20 protein-coding genes are annotated in these 18,768 nt (G+C 39.9%); 2 read left to right on the top strand and 18 right to left on the bottom strand.

The features are described 5' to 3' along the window. Positions 1-24: 24 nt before the first annotated feature. Entirely contained in the window at positions 25-651 is a 627-nt protein-coding gene (lexA, locus tag AC3B6B_RS04790) for a transcriptional repressor LexA (protein WP_489757531.1), read from the top strand. Between the two features lie 114 nt (positions 652-765). On the opposite strand, the gene rplS is transcribed toward lexA, so the two are convergent. The 15 genes from rplS to AC3B6B_RS04715 all read right to left on the bottom strand — a co-directional run bounded on the left by rplS (position 766) and on the right by AC3B6B_RS04715 (position 16,113). Next, positions 766-1,116: a 50S ribosomal protein L19 gene (gene rplS / locus AC3B6B_RS04785; RefSeq protein ID WP_489757714.1), complete on the bottom strand. Its 351-nt coding sequence runs from the start codon at positions 1,114-1,116 to the stop codon at positions 766-768. A gap of 119 nt (positions 1,117-1,235) precedes the next feature. Beyond that, positions 1,236-1,967 (bottom strand): tRNA (guanosine(37)-N1)-methyltransferase TrmD, encoded by a 732-nt coding sequence (gene trmD, locus AC3B6B_RS04780; protein WP_489757530.1) that lies wholly within the window; start codon positions 1,965-1,967, stop codon positions 1,236-1,238. Then, the gene (rimM, locus tag AC3B6B_RS04775) at positions 1,957-2,484 is read right to left on the bottom strand and encodes a ribosome maturation factor RimM (RefSeq protein ID WP_489757529.1); all 528 of its coding nucleotides are present in this window, start codon (positions 2,482-2,484) and stop codon (positions 1,957-1,959) included. The genes trmD and rimM overlap by 11 nt, the downstream gene beginning before the upstream one ends. A 99-nt stretch (positions 2,485-2,583) precedes the next feature. Next, positions 2,584-2,838 (bottom strand): KH domain-containing protein, encoded by a 255-nt coding sequence (locus tag AC3B6B_RS04770; RefSeq protein WP_489757528.1) that lies wholly within the window; start codon positions 2,836-2,838, stop codon positions 2,584-2,586. Between the two features lie 11 nt (positions 2,839-2,849). Further along, positions 2,850-3,131, bottom strand: coding sequence for a 30S ribosomal protein S16 (rpsP, locus tag AC3B6B_RS04765; RefSeq protein WP_489757527.1), 282 nt, complete (start codon positions 3,129-3,131; stop codon positions 2,850-2,852). A gap of 101 nt (positions 3,132-3,232) precedes the next feature. Continuing rightward, positions 3,233-4,669 carry a signal recognition particle protein gene (gene ffh / locus AC3B6B_RS04760; RefSeq protein ID WP_489757526.1) on the bottom strand — a complete coding sequence of 479 codons (1,437 nt, stop codon included), beginning with the start codon at positions 4,667-4,669 and terminating at the stop codon, positions 3,233-3,235. Positions 4,670-4,701: 32 nt separating this feature from the next. After that, positions 4,702-5,046: a putative DNA-binding protein gene (locus AC3B6B_RS04755; protein ID WP_489757525.1), complete on the bottom strand. Its 345-nt coding sequence runs from the start codon at positions 5,044-5,046 to the stop codon at positions 4,702-4,704. After that, the gene (ftsY, locus tag AC3B6B_RS04750) at positions 5,039-6,415 is read right to left on the bottom strand and encodes a signal recognition particle-docking protein FtsY (RefSeq protein WP_489757524.1); all 1,377 of its coding nucleotides are present in this window, start codon (positions 6,413-6,415) and stop codon (positions 5,039-5,041) included. Before ftsY ends, AC3B6B_RS04755 begins: the two co-directional genes overlap by 8 nt. After that, positions 6,402-9,962: a chromosome segregation protein SMC gene (smc, locus tag AC3B6B_RS04745; protein ID WP_489757523.1), complete on the bottom strand. Its 3,561-nt coding sequence runs from the start codon at positions 9,960-9,962 to the stop codon at positions 6,402-6,404. Before smc ends, ftsY begins: the two co-directional genes overlap by 14 nt. A 12-nt stretch (positions 9,963-9,974) precedes the next feature. Beyond that, the gene (gene rnc, locus AC3B6B_RS04740; RefSeq protein ID WP_489757713.1) at positions 9,975-10,673 is read right to left on the bottom strand and encodes a ribonuclease III; all 699 of its coding nucleotides are present in this window, start codon (positions 10,671-10,673) and stop codon (positions 9,975-9,977) included. Positions 10,674-10,712: 39 nt separating this feature from the next. After that, complete coding sequence (acpP, locus tag AC3B6B_RS04735) at positions 10,713-10,952, bottom strand: acyl carrier protein (protein ID WP_489757522.1); 240 nt, start codon at positions 10,950-10,952, stop codon at positions 10,713-10,715. Positions 10,953-10,966: 14 nt separating this feature from the next. After that, positions 10,967-11,974, bottom strand: a complete 1,008-nt coding sequence (gene plsX / locus AC3B6B_RS04730; RefSeq protein WP_489757521.1) for a phosphate acyltransferase PlsX — start codon at positions 11,972-11,974, stop codon at positions 10,967-10,969. A 13-nt stretch (positions 11,975-11,987) separates the two neighbouring features. Next, a complete protein-coding gene (gene recG, locus AC3B6B_RS04725) occupies positions 11,988-14,012 on the bottom strand; it encodes an ATP-dependent DNA helicase RecG (protein WP_489757520.1) in 2,025 nt (674 codons plus the stop codon). Positions 14,013-14,057: 45 nt separating this feature from the next. Continuing rightward, a complete protein-coding gene (locus AC3B6B_RS04720) occupies positions 14,058-15,731 on the bottom strand; it encodes a DAK2 domain-containing protein (RefSeq protein ID WP_489757519.1) in 1,674 nt (557 codons plus the stop codon). 16 nt (positions 15,732-15,747) lie between these two features. Next, the gene (locus AC3B6B_RS04715; RefSeq protein WP_489757518.1) at positions 15,748-16,113 is read right to left on the bottom strand and encodes an Asp23/Gls24 family envelope stress response protein; all 366 of its coding nucleotides are present in this window, start codon (positions 16,111-16,113) and stop codon (positions 15,748-15,750) included. A 189-nt stretch (positions 16,114-16,302) separates the two neighbouring features. On the opposite strand from AC3B6B_RS04715, the gene rpmB reads away from it, so the two are divergent. After that, on the top strand, positions 16,303-16,488 hold the full coding sequence (rpmB, locus tag AC3B6B_RS04710) for a 50S ribosomal protein L28 (protein WP_489757517.1): 186 nt from the start codon (positions 16,303-16,305) through the stop codon (positions 16,486-16,488). A 101-nt stretch (positions 16,489-16,589) separates the two neighbouring features. Here the strand turns inward: rpmB and AC3B6B_RS04705 are convergent, their stop codons facing one another. Genes AC3B6B_RS04705 through rsgA form a run of 3 tightly spaced genes read right to left on the bottom strand, consistent with a single transcriptional unit; the run spans position 16,590 to position 18,767 of the window. Then, positions 16,590-17,225: a thiamine diphosphokinase gene (locus tag AC3B6B_RS04705; RefSeq protein ID WP_489757516.1), complete on the bottom strand. Its 636-nt coding sequence runs from the start codon at positions 17,223-17,225 to the stop codon at positions 16,590-16,592. Further along, positions 17,222-17,884 carry a ribulose-phosphate 3-epimerase gene (gene rpe / locus AC3B6B_RS04700; protein ID WP_489757515.1) on the bottom strand — a complete coding sequence of 221 codons (663 nt, stop codon included), beginning with the start codon at positions 17,882-17,884 and terminating at the stop codon, positions 17,222-17,224. Before rpe ends, AC3B6B_RS04705 begins: the two co-directional genes overlap by 4 nt. A gap of 4 nt (positions 17,885-17,888) precedes the next feature. Beyond that, positions 17,889-18,767, bottom strand: coding sequence for a ribosome small subunit-dependent GTPase A (gene rsgA / locus AC3B6B_RS04695; RefSeq protein WP_489757514.1), 879 nt, complete (start codon positions 18,765-18,767; stop codon positions 17,889-17,891). Between the last annotated feature and the right edge of the window lies 1 nt (position 18,768).

Genomic DNA, 18,768 nt, shown 5'->3' with positions numbered 1-18,768 from the left:
TTTAAACTTACTAGGAGTGGCGTTATGAGTCAACCAATCAGTGCTAAACAACTGGAAATTTTACAATTTATCTATGATCAACAACAAGAACACGGGTATCCGCCCACTGTTCGCGAAATCGGTCAAGCTGTGAACCTATCCTCAACTTCTACCGTTCACGGTCACTTAGAACGCTTGGAGACTCGGGGCTTTTTAGAACGCGACCCCACTAAGCCCCGCGCCTTGATGTTAACGACTGCTGGTTTAGACCAACTAGATATTCCTAACACGCGCATTCCTATTTTAGGAACCGTTACTGCGGGCCAACCAGCGCTGGCAATCCAAGAAGCTGATGCTGAATACTTTCCGTTACCGCCTGATCTGGCGAACGAAAATCAACCACTCTTTATGTTAACCATCCACGGCAGTAGTATGCAAGATGCTGGTATTTTAGATGGTGATCAAGTTATTGTTCGTCAACAAAACACCGCGCAAAATGGTGAAATTGTCATTGCCATGAATGATGATAATGAGGCCACTTGCAAGAGATTTTATAAAGAAACCCATCAATTCCGTTTACAACCGGAAAACGAAGATTTTGCTCCTATTTATTTGACTAATGTTACTATTTTAGGCAAGGTAGTCGGTTTATACCGGTCAGATATTTTTTAAGATTAAACTTAAGAAACTAGTACTGAAAAATTATTTTTTCGATACTAGTTTTTTTATGGTTATCAAAAAGCACAATCAAGAGAGATTGTGCTTTGATAATTAATCTTTAATTTATTAACGACGCTTTTCAGCAATTCTAGCAGCCTTACCACGACGGTTACGTAGGTAATACAACTTAGCACGCCGAACGCGACCTTGGCGAATGACTTCAATTTTAGCAACTCGTGGTGAGTGTAATGGGAATGTCCGTTCAACACCAACACCACTACTCATTTTACGAACAGTATAAGTTGCGCTAATGCCACTACCGCGACGCTTGATTACAACACCTTCAAATAACTGAATCCGTTCCCGAGAACCTTCGACAACTTTAACAGAAACCCGCACAGTATCTCCTGCGCGAAAATCAGGAATATCATCACGTAATTGGGACTTCGTTACAACATCAATTAAGGGACTCTTCATACCCATATAAATCTCTCCTTTATACTAATACTCTTAAACTTAATAACAGTTCAGCGGAATATTGTTGTCGTGTAATCACACAAATTAGATTATAACACAAAATTTTATTTTTGAAACTTTTAATCATCATCTGCTTTTAATTGTTGCAAAAAAGCCTGATCTTCCGGACTCAATTGTGCTTTGGCTAATAAATCTGGTCGCATTTGATAAGTCTTCTTTAAGGCTTGTTGATGCCGCCAAGTGGCAATCTTTTGATGATTACCACTTAACAAAATGTCAGGAACTTTCATCCCGCGGTACTCTGCTGGCCGTGTATACTGGGGATATTCCAACAATTCATCGGTAAACGAATCACTATATGCCGACTGGCCATTCCCCAAAACTCCTGGTACAAAGCGCGCAGTAGCATCAATCATTAACATGGCTGCCATTTCACCACCAGTAATGACAAAATCACCAATCGAAAATTTATCCGTCGCCAGCTTTTCAATGCGATGGTCAAAGCCTTCATAATGACCGCACAAAAAAACCAAATGCTGTTCTTGGGCCAACTCTTGGGCCGCCGTTTGATCAAACTTGCGCCCCGCGGGATCTAATAAAATGACCCGTTTGGGAGCAGGATCTACTTGATTAATTTCATCCATGGCCCGATAAAAAGGCTGAGGCTGCAGTAACATTCCGGCACCACCACCATAGGGGGTATCATCAACATGATGGTGTTTATCTTCAGAGTATTGCCGAAAGTCGCAAATATTTATGTCAATTAATCCCTTTTCTTGAGCCTTACCTAAAAGTGACTCATCCAGTGCCGCAAACATTTTAGGAAACAACGTTAAAATATCAATCTTCATCAATTAATCCTTCTGGTAAATTGACTTGCACTTGTTGCGCTGACAAATCAACCGTCACCAACACATCTTTGAGAATGGGTAACAAAATTTCGCCGTATTTCGCACCTTGAATAACCCAGATATCATTCGGACCTAAATCCCAAATATCCACTACTGATCCCAGTAACCCCCGCTTTTGATCATAAACTGTAATGCCCATAATATCTTTATAATAATATTGACCATCGGGTAATGGTTGCAATTGTTGCGCATCAATCCACAATTCATGCGTTTGAACTTTTTGTGCACTCTCAATGTCCTTAATTTCCGCAAATTGAATGAGCCAAAAGTTCTTCTGAATCCGCGCACTAGTCACCTGAACCGATTGATAATGATCAGGTGCAGTTTCAATGAATAAAGTTTGACCAGGTTGGAAGCGTTCGTCCGCAAAGTCCGTTAGAGCTTGCACTTTAACTTCGCCTTTTAAACCATGGGTATTTATGATTTTACCAACACGTAAATAGTCTGTTTGGGTCATTAATAACTCCTTTACTTCATGACAAGTGCTAAACTGCTGGCACTTTTAAACCTTAATTTGAAAAATGGCTGCAACTTTTAGCTGCAGCCACCCAACATATTAATCAGTAGTAATTGGTACAATATTTAGTTTAACTCGTTTTGAATTCTGATCATTTTCTAAATAAACAATCGTTCTAATTGCTTGTGCTACGCGACCTTGTTTACCAATGACCCGTCCAGCATCTGCTGTACTCAAAGATAATTCATAAACCAAACAATCTGCTTCATCTTCAACGCGAACTTGAACTTGATCCTTATCATTCGCTAGTGGTAAAACAATTGCTTTAATTAAGGTTACAATGTCAGTTTCCATCTTTGTTAAAACTACTTAGCTTTCTTATTAGCTAATTTCAATTCATGATATTGCTTCATAATGCCTTGTTTTTGTAACAAGTTACGTACTGTATCTGAAGGTTGGGCACCCTTTTGTAACCAATCCAAAATCAAATCAGCATCTAATTTTAAATCTTCTTTGTGTAATGGGTTATAATGACCAACTTGTTGAATAAAACGACCATCACGTGGTGCTCTTGAGTCAGCTACCACAATTCGATAGAAAGGACGACGTTTACTTCCCATACGATGCATCCGAATTTTAACTGCCATAATTAAATTCCTCCATAAATTTAGCTTCTTAACTTAACGTTCAATAGTATACTCGTTTTCTATAATAGTGTAAAGCTTTTTTTCTTTACAAGTAGCAACTTTTAAGATTTGAATCGTTTAACTTTTTTTAGACGCTTTTTCTTACGTTTTTTATTATGGCGCACCATGGAACCCATGGCCATTTTGCCCAGCTTACCTTGTAAACCGCCGCCCATTAGTTGATCCATGCCGGCAAAATTACCCTTGGACATTTTTTGCATCATGGTTTGCATCTGTTTGAATTGCTTAATCATGCGGTTAACTTCAACAATTGGTCGCCCAGAGCCTGCTGCTAAGCGGCGGCGGCGTGATGGATTTAATAATTCGGGATCTTGACGTTCAGCAGGCGTCATAGAATAAACAATTGCTTTTAAATGATCCATATCTTTCGGGTCAAGATTCACATTTTGTAAAGCCGGATTGTTCGCCATGCCAGGAATCATCTTCATTAATTCATCCATTGGACCCATTTTTTGCACTTGATCCATTTGATCAATAAAATCATTAAAGTCAAACGAATTCTCCTGCATTTTGCGTGTTAACTCAACCGCTTGTTTATCATCGTATTCTTGTTGGGCTTTCTCGATTAACGTCATCATATCACCCATGCCCAAGATACGATCAGCCATTCGATCCGGATGGAAAACCTCTAGTGCATCTAATTTTTCACCAGAACCAATAAATTTAATAGGCTTACCGGTGACTGAACGAATGGACAAAGCTGCCCCACCACGAGTATCACCGTCTAACTTAGTCAAAATCACACCGGTAATATCGAGCTGTTCATTAAATCCTTCGGCCACATGCGTTGCTGCTTGTCCGGTCATGGAGTCCACAACTAACAATATTTCATTGGGTTGCGCAACTGCCTTAATCTGACTCAATTCATCCATTAATTGGTCATCAATTTCTAAGCGCCCAGCAGTATCAATTAAGACATAATCATTCTTTTGCTCACGAGCTTGTTGGAGACCGTGTTCCACAATTGACACCGGATTTTGGTCTGTACCTTCATCATAAACCGGAACTGTCAATTGTTGACCGATAGTTTTCAACTGTTCAATCGCAGCAGGGCGATAGACATCAGCGGCAATTAACAAGGGGCGGGCATGATTATTTTCTTGTAGATACTTAACCAATTTACCAGCCGAAGTCGTTTTACCAGCACCTTGCAGCCCAACCATCATAATTACTGTCGGAATTTTGGCTGCTTTATTTAAAGCAACCGCTTCGGTACCCATAATTTTAGTTAACTCTTCATTAACAATTTTAATGATTTGTTGTGCAGGAGTTAAGCTCTCCAAGACTTCACTACCGATGGCTCGTTGGCGCACCGTTTGAATAAAAGTCTTTGTGACATCAAAATTAACATCGGCTTCTAACAATGCCAAACGCACTTCACGCATCATTTCTTTGACATCATTTTCAGTTATTTTACCTTTGCCGCGTAATTTGGCAAACGTCTTTTGGAGCCGCTCACTTAATCCTTCAAAAGCCATATTTATCTCCTCTACCAGTTCCTTGTTTTTTATCAAACATCTAACTGCTGCAATTTATGAAAAATTGTTTTTAAAGCTTGATCCTGTGGATAATCAGTTTGAATAATTTGCTCTAATTGTGCTAATAAGGTTTCCCGTTTTTGAAATTCTTGACACAAGTGTAACTTCTGCTCATATTTTTCTAAAATTTTAACTGTTCGTTTTAAATTATCATAAACAGCCTGTCGACTGACATGATAATTCTGAGCAATTTCACCTAACGAAAAATCATCACCATAATATAGCTGCATATACTGATCTTGTTTAGCCGTTAGCAATGGTTGGTAAAAACTATACAAGACATTAACATAATTTTTTTGCGCTAAATTATCATTCATCAGCTTCATCCAATAAGCGGCTAAACAAACCTTGTGCGAATTGCTCTGGGTCAAAGTCCCGCAAATCACTCACTTTTTCACCTAAGCCCACTAATTTAACCGGTATCTGTAACTCATCATTAATTGCCAGAACAATGCCACCTTGCGATGAACCATCTAATTTGGTTAAGACCAGCCCGCTTACTTGCGTCACCTTTTGAAACTGCTTGGCCTGGCTCAGCGCATTTTGCCCTGTGGTTGCATCAACGACTAATAAAACTTCATGTGGTGCATCTGGCAATTCACGCGTAATAATCCGTTTGATTTTTTCTAGTTCTTTCATCAAATTAGCATTATTCTGTAACCGGCCGGCGGTATCTACCAGTAGCACATCATAGTTTTCCGTTTGTGCTTTTTGCAAAGCTTCATAAACTACCGCGGCAGGATCACTGCCCGCTTTTTTAGCAACGGTAGTAACCCCTGTCGCTTGGCCCCAGGCTTGTAATTGTTCAATCGCCCCAGCGCGAAAAGTATCACCGGCAGCTAATAATACCTTGTGTCCTTGCTGTTTCAACCGTGCAGCTAACTTACCGATTGTCGTCGTTTTACCAGCACCATTAACTCCCACAAATAAGATAACATTTAATGGGCGCTGAAAGTCCAAATTCAGTTGATAATCATATTTATGATTATCTGCCCGATATAATTCAACCATTTTTTGAATAATAACGCGCGAAACTTCCGCTTTCGATTTAGCATTCTGTAATTTAACTTCTTCGCGTAAGGCATCAGAAATCTTTAACGACATTTCATAACCAACGTCGGATTGAATTAACAAATCTTCTAAATCATCAAAAAAGTCTTCATCAACTGACCGGAAATTGGCCATAAATGCATTAAATTTATCCCGAAAAGTATGCCGAGTTTTTTGCAGACCTTGACTATATTCTTCTTCCTGAGAATCTGGCTCCTCATCAGTTGCGGGCGCTAACTCTGCATTAGAAGACGCTGCAGTTGTCTCTGAAGTAATGGAATCAGCAGTTTCAGAAACAGCAGAAGTAGCAGCAACTTCGGGCTGCTCGCTATCAGACTCTGCAGTATCGTTTTCAATCTGAGCTTTCTTGTCCTCTGGTTCAGCATTTTCCGTTGTTGGATTTTCTACAGTTTGACTTGTTACTTTTGGTGCATCACTAACATCAGTTACAGCTGATTGCTCTGCAGCAGCTGGTTTTAGATTCTCGGCAGTTGGCGCCACTTCTTTGGCATCATCTAATGGTTGTTCAGCTTCGGCTTTTTCGGCTTTTTCGGCTTTTTCGGCTTTTTCGGCTTTTTCGGCTTTTTCATCATCTACAGCTTTTTTATTTCTCTTAAATAAATCAAACAATCCCATGAATGTTTTCAACTCCATTCTGTTCTAATTTAACGGTTAATATCGTAGAAACTCCGGATTCTTGCATCGTTACTCCGTATAAGCGATCTACCTTGAGCATTGTTCCTTTACGGTGTGTAATCACGATAAACTGTGTTGCTTGATCATATTGCTGTAAAAAATTAGCAAAGCGCAACACGTTAGCATCATCCAAGGATGCTTCCACTTCGTCCAAAACACAAAACGGCACGGGCTTAACCTGCAAAATAGCGAATAACAAAGTGATGGCAGTTAATGCTCGTTCACCACCAGACAGCAGACTCATTCGTTGCAACTTTTTCCCCGGCGGTTGTGCAATAATTTCAATACCACTAGTTAAATAATCACCTGGCTCAGTTAACACTAGTTTGGCATGTCCACCACCAAACATCCGCGGAAAAATTTGTTCAAAAGCCGCCGCAACTTGCTGAAACATGGCTGCAAAGCGTTGACTGACTTCGTGATCCATCTCACCCATTGTGGTTGTTAACTGCTGACGTGCGGCCCTTAAGTCTGCACGTTGCTGTGTTAAAAATTCGTACCGGTCTTTAACCTGATCGTATTCGGCAATGGCTGCTAAATTAACTGTCCCTAAATCCGTTAATCCTTGTTGTAGGAGTCGCATTTGATCTTGTGCTTGAGTTAAATCAAAATTAGCTGGCACTTGCGCCATGGCTGCCTCAAAACTGAGGTGGTAATCTTGCTCCAAATGTTTCAAACGCTGCTGTAATTGTTGTTTTATTTCAGCTTGTTGCACCGACAACTGACTTTGCTCATCCATTGCCTGCTGTTGCAAGCCAACTAGGCGCTGATTCAAGGGATTTAACTCTTGAGAAGTTTGTTGAAGCTGTTCGCGTTGCTGCTGGCATTGCGTAATTTGTTGTTGTAATTGCTGCACTTTTTGCGTTAACTGCGTAACTTGCTGATGTAAATCTTGCTTGGTCTGAGCAAAATCATCCTGTGTAACTTGTAGTTGCTGCTGTTCTTGTTGCAATTGCTGAAGTTTTGTTTGTAAGTCTGCTTGCAACTGCTGTTTTTGCTGTAACTCTTTTTGCTGATTCTGAAAATCATTTTTTGTGACAATGATTTGTGTTTTCGTCGTTTGCAATGTTTGCGCTAAAGAACTCTTTTGTTGGTCCAAATTTTGAATTAAAGCTTGCTGGTGTTGATTGTTTTGCTCAATTTGTTGCAACTTTTGCGCTAAGTCCTGTAATTGTTGACGACTAGCAGCTGCTTGTTGTTGAAACTGCTGAATTTGCTGTGCTAAAGCTTGTTGTTGTTGCTTAAAGTCAACTAATTGGCCTTGGTGTTGTTGGAATTGCTGCTGGTGTAATCGGTAATCACTTTCTAACCGTTGTTGTTTAGGCAACAACTGCTGTAACTGTTGTTCCTGTGTCTTTTTTTGATCACCGATCAATTGTACTTCTTGCCGCAAAGTTTGCACTTGCTGTTGTCTTTTATCTAATTGTTTTTGTGAACTTTGAACAGATTGTGCGAGATGTTTGATTTGCTCTTTTTGTCCCAAAATAGCTAAATTGGCGCGGACTTGCCCGCCAGTCATTGATCCGCCCGGATTAATCAAATCACCTTTTAACGTCACTACCCGGTAACGATGTTGCAATAGGTTACTAACTTTCGTTGCTGTATTAAGCTGATCTACAATAATTAAATTACCAAAAAGGTAATCCACGATATTTTGTAAATCAGGATTAATCTGTACCACATCACTCGCTAGCTGCCAATTAGTTAACGCTTGTAAAGCTGACAACTGTTCAGGCCAAATCTTCCGACTTTTCATCACCGTCTGCGGTAAAAAAGTAGCCCGTCCTTGCCGATGTTGCCGTAAATAGTCAATCGCAGCCTTCGCACTAGCTTGATTAGTCGTAACAATCGACTGCAAGGCTGAACTAGCAGCACTTTGAATGGCCACTTGATAAGTTTCTGGAACATTGATTAACTCTGCTACAACTCCAATGATACCACTTAATTGGGCCGCCAAAATTGCCCGTACACCTTGATAAAAACCTTGGTGTTGTTGTTGAATTTTTTGTAGCGATTTTAACTCAGCTTGAACTTGTTGCACCGTTCGTAATTGTTGATAATACTGATTTTGAGCTGCTTGTAATTGCTGCTGCGTTTGCTGGTACTTTAACGTCACTTGCTGAACACTTTGCTGTTGTGTTTTTAACTGTTGGTGCTGTTGTTGAACTTGCGCATTTAATTGCGTTAAGTGTTGTTGTTGAGTTTGACCAGCAGCTTGTTGTTCAGTTAACGTTTTAATGACATCTTGGAGCTGTTGTTGACTTTTCTGCAATTGTTCTGTTTGAAACTGCAACTGATTAGTCAATGCTGCTTGCTGTTGCAAGTTCGTAACACGTTGCTGTTGTAAGTCGGTCACAGTTTGTTGAATTTGTTGGGGATCCGTTTTTAAATCAGACTGTTTTTGTTGCAAAGTAGCTTGCAAAGCAGCCAATTTAGTTTGCAGGTTTTGCTCAGCAGTGGTTAAATTGGCGATTTGGGTTTGCGTAAGCTGTTGTTGTTGCTGTAAATCTTCTTGTTGCTGCTGCAGTGTTTGATACTGAGCATCACTATTATTCCAGCGCTCAGCGTGGAGGGTAGCTTGGCCTTTAGTTTCCGTCAGTTTTTGACTTAATTGCGTCAATTGCACCTGTTTTTGGTCCAATTTCAAAGCTAATTGTTCTTGAGCTTGATTATTTTCACTAACTTGTTGATTAGTGGTCGTCAAGCGTTGACTAATATCAGCCAAGCGTTGTTTGATAGATCGTCTTTTTTGTAATAATGTGGTTTGCTTTTGATTCAAATCGGCAATCTCAATTGCTAAGACCTGTTGTTCCAGGTGACTAAACTTGGCTTGCTGCTCTTGATAATCACGAGCCAGACTGGCTTGTTCTTTGAGTGGTTCCACCTGTCTTGCTAACTCAGTAACAATGTCATTAACTCGCTGTAAATTGTCATCAGTCTGCTCTAATTGTTGCTGCGCCTGCTTTTTCTTTAGTTTAAAACTAGCGACACCAGCTGCTTCTTCAATAATAAACCGACGATCTTGTGGCTTATTATTAAAAATAGCTTCGACATTACCTTGCGACATGATAGCCATAGAGTGTTTACCCAAGCCGGAACTTAAGAATAAATTCGTAATTTCTTTGAGTCGAACTTTACGGTTATTGATCAAAAAATCACTCTCACCATTGCGAAATAGTCGCCGAGTAACTTGTACTTCATCATGGTCAAATTGCAATTGCCGATCACGATTATCAAACTTGAGCACCACTTCTGCCCGATTTAACGGCGCTCGTGTGGCGCTGCCCGCAAAAATAACATCTTGCATATTATCGCCACGTAAACTTTTGGGTGATTGTTCACCCATTACCCAACGAATAGCTTCGGTGAGATTGCTCTTACCACTACCATTGGGACCGATAATTCCCGTAATACCTTCATCAAAATGAAGCGTTGTTTTGTCTGCAAAAGACTTAAAACCCATCATTTGTAGTGCCTTTAAGACCAAACAAAACTCCTCCTATTTTTGATGCAATTTCTGTAATTGCCGGTGAGCTGCCTGTTGTTCTGCATCTTTTTTACTGTGACCCACGCCCATTGTTAAGGGTTGTTGATTAACTACCAACTGAACTGTAAAGACCGTCTGATCATCAGAGCCTTCCGTCTTCAAAACTTGATAATCAATTTGCACATCACCGTTTTGTTGCAATTCTTCTTGTAACTCTGTTTTAAAGTCATTATCATCACTAAATTCGCCCGCATCAATATGCCGATAAACCACTGCTTGCAAAAAAGTGACCACTTTGTCATTGCCTTGGTCTAAATACAAAGCTCCCACAAAAGCTTCAAAGACGTCTTCTAGTAACGTATCACGGTTACGTGAACCAGCTTTTTCCTCACCATTACCCAAGCGAATAAACTGTGGCAAGCCTACTTCGCGACAAAAGCGCGAAAAACTGGCTGTACAAACAATATCTGCTCGTAATTTGGTTAGTTGTCCTTCAGGTAATTGTGGAAATTTTTTAAAAATATATTCTGACACATTTAACTCTAAAACCGCATCACCTAAAAATTCTAAGCGTTCATAATCTTTAACCGCTAACTCGCGGTGTTCATTTGCAAACGAAGAATGTGTCAAAGCTGAATGCAATAAATCCATATTGTGAAATTTAATTTGATAATGATCAGCTAATAGCTGTACTAATTGGTGATCATCCATTGTTTTATTTTTAGTCAAAGGTCAAATAACCTCCATTTATTATTGTTGTGAAACAATATAATCAACTGCCGCCCCAACAGTTTGGATTTTAGCAGCTTCCTCATCAGGAATTTCGGCACCAAAATCATCTTCTAGTTCCAACTCAAATTCCACCATATCAATGGAATCAGCTTTTAAATCTTCTTGGAAATTAGTTGCATCCGTAATTTTATCGACTGCAACACCAAAGCGTTCGCTTAACATTTGAGCAATTTTTTGAAAAATATCTTCTCTATTCATAATTAACTGATCTCCTAATTATTAGTTTTTTGTTCTTGATTAAAGTAAGCCATTACTTTATCAAGCATTCCCTTATTATACATCATTCTCAATTGCGCTAAGGCATAATAGACCGTACGTGCATCTGAAGACCCGTGTGATTTAACAATTGGGGCTTTAGCACCCATCAAAACTGCACCACCGTATGTGGAAACGTCAAATAAAGATTTAATCGACTTGAGCGCTGGTTTAGCTAACAGTGCTCCCGTTTTCGCCCGCAAACCATTATTGAGTAATGCCGCTTTTAATTCTTTAATGACTAATGAAGCGGTCCCTTCAATCGCTTTTAAGACCGCGTTACCAGTAAAACCATCAGTCACTACCACATCGGCAGCACCAACTAATAAATTATCAGCTTCCACATTACCAACAAAATTAATTCCTGGTAACTCTTTTAATGCTTGATAAGCTTGCTGGTGTAACTTATCACCCTTATCATATTCACTACCATTATTCAATAAACCAACTCGTGGCTGAGCAGTATTTAAAACTTCACTGGCATAAAACGAGCCCATTACCGCCCATTGTGTCAAATAAGGAACTTTAACCTCAGCATTGGCCCCCGCATCCAAAAAGACAAAAGCATTGTTTTGACCAATCATGGGCATCGTGGGCATTAAGGCCGGGCGAGAAATATTTTTCAAACGTCCCACAATAAAAATTCCCGCAGCTAACAATGCCCCGGAATTTCCTAACGAAATCATTGCATCGGCTTGACCGGCTTTCACCGCTTGCGCAGCTAGAACCATTGATGAATCCTTTTTTTGCCGAATAGCTTTCATGGGCTCATCCGTGCCTAAAATTTGGGTCGTAGTATGCACAATTTCAATTCTCTTAGAATCTTGTAAATATTGTTTAATTGCCGTTTGATCGCCAAATAGACTAAATTCTAAATCTGTAAATTCATTCCGGGCTCGCTCTACTCCTTGTACGACCACTTCTGGTGCGTGATCGCCACCCATGACATCAACTGCAATTTTCATTCAAATAACCTCACTAATCTAAATTATCATGTATTACTGTTTGTAAATATTGCTTTAATTGGGGAAATTGAGTCAAATTAGGATCCGTTTGCATCAATTTTCGTGCTTCTTGGTAAGCAATATCAAGCATTTTAACATCACTCACTGGATCTGCCAATTCAAACTGTGGCAAACCTGATTGTTGATCACCAAAGAAGTCCCCGCTACCACGTAATTCTAAATCTTTTTGTGCTAACTTAAAACCATCATTGGTTTGTGTCATAATTTTTAAACGTTGAATTGCCGTTTGGTTCGCAGGGTCTCCCACTAAAATACAGTAGGCTGCTTGTTGGCCACGACCAACCCGCCCCCGTAATTGATGTAACTGCGATAAACCAAAGCGTTCAGCATTTAGAATAATCATAACCGTTGCATCTGGCACATCCACGCCAACTTCAATGACCGTCGTAGCGATTAAAATATCCAATTGGTGTTGTTTAAACTGTTCCATTGTCTGCGCTTTATCGGCCGCTGTTAATTGTCCGTGCACCAGCCCAATTCGTGCTTGGGGAAACTGTTGTTGCAATTCTTGATAGAGAGTTTTGGCACTAGTTAAAGTCATCTTGTCAGAGTCCTCGACCAGTGCGGTGACGATAAAAATTTGAGCTTGTTGCTGAAGCTGCACCGTCATAAAATGACGGACTTGCTCTAACTTATTGGAGCGCAACCAGTAAGTTTTGACTGCTTGGCGCCCCGCGGGTAATTCATCAATAATCGATAAATCCATTTCACCATAATAAGTAATTGCTAAGGTCCGCGGAATCGGCGTGGCTGTCATTAACAAGACATCGGGATTGCCTCCCTTTTGGCGTAAGGCCTTCCGCTGGCGAACACCAAAACGATGTTGCTCATCAATTACTACTAATCCCAAACGTTGATACTGGACCGCCGTTTGAAAAACTGCTTGCGTTCCAATAATAATGTTCGTATGACCTTGTTGAATATTATTTAAGATCAACTTTTTTTGTGGCGCCTTTAGCGAGCTAGTTAGCAAGCTCGTTGTCATTTGAAACTGCTCAAATAACGGCGCCAGTTTTTGATAATGCTGTTGCGCCAAAATTTCCGTGGGAGCCATTAAAACCGTCTGGTAACCCGCCGTTACTGAGGCAAACATCGCCGTAGCCGCGACGGCAGTTTTACCACTGCCTACATCACCTTGTAATAGACGATTCATCGGTTGAGGTGCTTTTAAATCGGTTAAAATTTCCGTTAAAACTTTTGTTTGTGCTGCTGTTAATTGGAACGAAAAATCACTCACAAATTGCTGCACATATTGTTCGTCATAATGTTGTGCCAAACCTGCTGTCTGCTTTTGCGTAGTTACTTTTAAATCACATAGCCGTAAACTGTACAAAAATAATTCCCGAAATTTAGCACTTCTGCGAGCCAAATGGGCTTGTTGTTTGGACTTTGGAAAATGCATCCCCACAATAATTTGTTGATCAGTTAATAAGTGATAGGTTTGCCGCAGAGCAAGCGGAACAAGATTGGGAACTTGGGGCAAATATTGGTCGACGGCTTGGTGAATCAGCTTAATTAAACTTTTTTGCGAGATTTGCCGATTAGTGGGATAAATGGCCGCCAGTTGATTAGTTGCTTGATCATCACTGAGAACTTTCATCCCCGTCAAAGATCGTTTAGCCGCATCAAAACGCCCATAAATCAAAACTTCTTGACCAACTGTAAACTGGCGCTTTAACCACGGTTGATTAAAAAAAGTCACTGGGATCGTTTCATTGTCAACCAATAAACGAACAATGACTAAATTTCTTTTACCACCTAAACGTTTAAGTAAAGCGGGACTACCCACAACTCCTTTTAAAACTACTTTTTCCTGATCACTAATTTCAGCAAGCGTCTTAACAATAAGATCGTTATAGCGTTTAGGAAAAAAATAAAGTAGGTCACGTACCGTAGTAATTCCTAAAGTTCCTAATGCAGCTTGAACTTTAGGACCAACACCCTTTAAATAACTAACCGATTGTAATAATTCTTGCATACTGGCTCCTTAGTGCACCAATTATTCACAGCCTCAATGATCTCTTTATTCAACAGCAATCAAATACGGATACACGGGTTGATCGCCCTCATGAATTTCAACTTCTAATTCACTAAAATCATTCGTAATAGCTTCCGCAATTTGTTGGGCACTGTCATTATTTCCTTGTGCACCCACTAAAATAGTCACTACTTCACTATCTTCATCCACCATTTTAGCCACCATCTGGCGAGCTACTGTAAGTGAATCAGTGCCACTAACGACAATATCGCCATCAACCAGTCCGATCAAATCTGATTTTTTAATTGTTAAGTCACCAATGACACTATCGCGCACAGCTGTTGTAATCTGACCACTCTTAACTGTGGTTAACACTTCAGTCATGTTAGCTTCGTTGTCTGTTAAATCTGCAGTTGGATCAAAAGCTAACATGGCCGTCATTCCTTGAGCAATTGATTTACTGGCCACAATTGCCGTTGGTAAATTAACTTCTTGACAAGCTTGTTGGGCAGCCATGACGATATTACCATTATTTGGTAAAACAATAACTTGTTTGGCATTACTATTCTCAATAGCGTGAATAATATCTTGCGTTGAAGGATTCATCGTTTGACCACCGCTAATAACAGTAGTCACGCCTAAACTGCGAAACAGTTTTTGTAGACCATTACCGGAAGCCACGGCAATAACTGCATAATCGACTGGCTCGGTCGCTACTGGAGCTTGTGCGGTGTCATTTTCAATAATGGTTTCGTGTTGAATCCGCATATTGTCGATTTTAACTTTAGCTAACGCGCCAAATTGCCGACCATAGGTAAAGACTTTTTGAGGATGCTGTGTGTGCACATGAACTTTCACCACTTCATCATCAGCAACCACCAATAGTGAATCGCCAATTTCACTTAATGTATTGCGAAATTGTTCGTAATCAAACTGTTGGTCAGTAGTTGGTTGAACCCCTAATTGAACCATCATTTCAGTACAAAAACCGTTCACAATATCTTCATTATTAAACTGCGTTTGCACTGATTGATGATGGGCTGCATTTAACATTTCATCCATTTCAGTAGCATCAGGTTGATGAATATTACTATCATTAACTTCGCCACCTAAAGCTTGTAAAAAGCCTTCATAGATAAAGACCAAGCCTTGGCCTCCCGAATCGACTACGCCAACTTCTTTTAATACTGGCAATAAATCTGGCGTTTGGGCCAGCGCTTGTTTAGCTCCTTGTAAGGCTGCAGCCATCACTGTTTCCACATCGCTTGCTGTTGCACTCACCTGTTGGGCCTGTTCACTAGCTCCTCTAGCAACTGTCAAAATCGTGCCTTCGACTGGTTTCATCACTGCTTTATAAGCCGTCTGCACACCATCAGCGAACGCTTGGGCTAAATCTTGGGGCGTTAAAACTGGCTTCGCCTCAATACTTTTACTAAAACCACGGAAAATTTGGGACGTAATCACTCCCGAATTGCCCCGTGCGCCCATCAACAATCCTTTGGCTAAGACTTGACCTAATTCACCAACGTGCTTCGTATCGGCTTCATTAACTGCTTTATAGCCTGATTTAAATGTTAAATCCATATTGGTTCCGGTATCGCCATCAGGTACCGGAAAAACATTTAAAGAATTCACAAATTGAGCATTCTGACCTAAACGGTGTGCTCCCATGCGAATCATATCGACAAATTCTTGTGCCGTAATTCTTTCAACAGACAATGAATTTTTCCTCCAATTAATCCTCTTCTAAAATCTTAATTCCTTGCACGTAAACATTAACTTGCGCTGTCGGTGCACCTAACATTGTTTCTAAATTGTATTTTACTTTGCTCTGGACATTACGACAAACTTCAGAAATTTTCACGCCGTAACCAACAATTATATATACATCAACTACGGTTTGATTTTCCTGTTGGCGCACAACTACCCCACGTGTGTAATTTTCGCGATTTAAAATCTCATTGACGCCATCACGTAACTGATTTTTACTAGCCATCCCGACGATACCGTAAATATCAGTCGCAGCACAGCCGACAATCGAAGCAATGACTTCATTAGAGACATCTACTTGTCCATATTTTGTTTGAATAGTTACTGCCAAAGTCTAACACCCCGCTTTATAATCTCTTTTAACAATTAAATTTTATCATAGCAAAGCTATAAAAAACAGCTATCTACAAAACTGTCAAGTATTTTTCCTTGAATTAGAACTTGCTTTCTCAATAGGTAAATGATAACATGTTTAAAGTATTCTGTTATAGAAAGTATATAGGACAAGGAGGTTTGTCCCATGGCTAAAGATATTATTACTGGACGCAAGACCAGTTTTGGCAACAAACGTTCTCATGCTTTGAATTCATCACGACGTGCATGGAAAGCTAATTTGCAAAAAGTCCGGATTTTAGTTGATGGTAAACCCAAACGTGTTTGGGTTTCAACTCGCGCTTTGAAGTCTGGTAAAGTGACTCGTGTCTAATAATTAAAATAAAAAAGCTGTCCAACTTGGGCAGTTTTTTTATTTTAGTTTTATTCGGACAATTCTAATCCAGCACGTGAGCACCAATCAGCAACTATTAATTAATCGTGGCACTGGATCACAGCCATCAAACCACTGGTAAAGCCAAATTCCACTACCGCACCCACAAATTCATTACTGGATAACGAAACGGGGCGCGTTAAATCAGTTGGTTTTAAGGGATACTTGGCATCTTGAATCCAAAAATGTTTGACAGGTACTAAATTATAGAAACCTAGATACTTATCTTGTGTCCAATTTTGAATTTGATAAGTTCCGGGAGCAAAATAAGTGATAACATTTTGGTTATCAATCAGCCGTAACTTTTGGGCATCTCGTGGTTGAAAATCTAAAGGTAAACAAAGATTAACCAGTTCATGATCGATGCGCCCACCAGTCGCACCGTAAATATCTACTTGACGCGCATGTAAATCTCGCAAAGCGATTTTCACCGCTGCTTGAGAATCCGTAAAATCTTTTTCGGGTTTAGCATATCTTAAATCAGCAACTTGCGCTTCTAGCCAATTTCTTTCCACTCTCGTTAAAGAGTCATAATCACCCACGCCAATTTGGGGAACAATATTATTGGCTAATAACGTAATATTTCCATGATCGGCGCCCACCCAAGGGCCATTAATCTCTGACAAATTCAGTGGTAAATTATAGGAACTGCCTAACATTACATTAACTTTATTCATTTAACTAATGCCTGTCGTAGATTTTGCATTTGTTGCTCAATATTGTGATCAAACACGTATGAGCCGGCTACGAACGTATCGGCTCCTGCTTGCTGACACAATTGAATAGTGTGATCATTAATTCCACCATCCACTTCAAGTGTATAAGTATAATCCGCATTTTGGTGCCGTAATGTCTGTAATTGCTGTAACTTATTAGTCATGGCAGTCAAAAATTTTTGACCACCAAATCCTGGATTAACAGTCATCACTAAGACATTATCTACTAAAGGAAGTAATGGCGTCACACTTGCCACAGCAGTACCAGGATTTAACACAATGCCCGCCTTTAAACCTGCTGCTTTGACCTGCTGCACTAAACTATAAATATGAACCGTACTCTCCACGTGAATATTTAACAAACAATTAGGAATTTGGAGTAACTGGTCAAAATAATTACCAGGGTGCTGCACCATCAAATGCACATCTAATGGTAAATCAGTCATGGTCCGAATAGCTTGCACCATATCGGGACCAAACGTCAAATGTGGAACAAAGGCACCATCCATTAAATCAATATGAAACATATCTGCTCCAGCCGCAATTGCCTGGTTTAAATCCGTTTGTAAAGCTAACAAATTGGCACTTAAAATCGAAGGTGCAATTACATAATTAGTCATTGGACTACCTCTTTTTTTTAGGAGTTTTTTGATAAACTGGTCGGCGTTGTGCTAACTCTGCTTGAAATTGACAATAATTTTGATACCGACTGTGCAAAATTTCACCTGTCGCCACGGCTTGTTGTACAGCGCAACCAGGCTCTTTTAGATGCAGACAACTGCGGTATTTGCAATTACCTTGAAAATGTTGAAAATCAACAAACAATTGGGGAAGTTGTTCTTTAGTCAAGTCTTGAAATTGTAGTGCAGAAAAACCGGGTGTATCGGCAACTAATCCTCCCGCAAATGGATATAAAGTTACTAAGCGGGTTGTATGTTTCCCCCGATTCAAACTATTAGAAATTGCGGCCGTTTTTAATTTTAATTGCGGCAGCATTTGATTCAATAACGTAGATTTTCCCACACCCGTTTGGCCCGTTAAGACCGTTTCACAATTGGTTAACGCGGTATTTAACTGCGGCAAAGTGTCGTGCGTAAAGATTGGATAATGCCAACTTTGATAATAATCAATAATCGGTTGTAAAGCAATTAATTGCTTTTTAGTCGCCAAATCGGTCTTACTGAGATAAATTAAAGGTTTAATTTTTTGTAACTGCAAGTTAACTAAGAAGCGATCTAATAAATTAGTCGAAAAATCTGGCTGAACAACCGACATGACAATCAAAGCTTGATCAATATTGGCAATGAGTGGCCGCACGATTTCATTTTTTCGCGGATGAATTTTTAGTAAATACTGTTCTTCAAAATCAACAACATCACCCACAATCGGTTTGATCTTTTGTTGGCGAAAATTGCCGCGAGCACGAGTGGTGACTACTTGACCGGTTGGTAATTGTACTTCATAAAAGCCGCTATTAGATTTAATAATTTTTCCTGTTTGCATA

This window comes from Bombilactobacillus sp. ESL1197 (genome assembly GCF_058107145.1).
The sequence above is the reverse complement of the archived record's forward strand: the minus strand, read 5'-3'. Positions and strand labels throughout refer to the sequence as shown.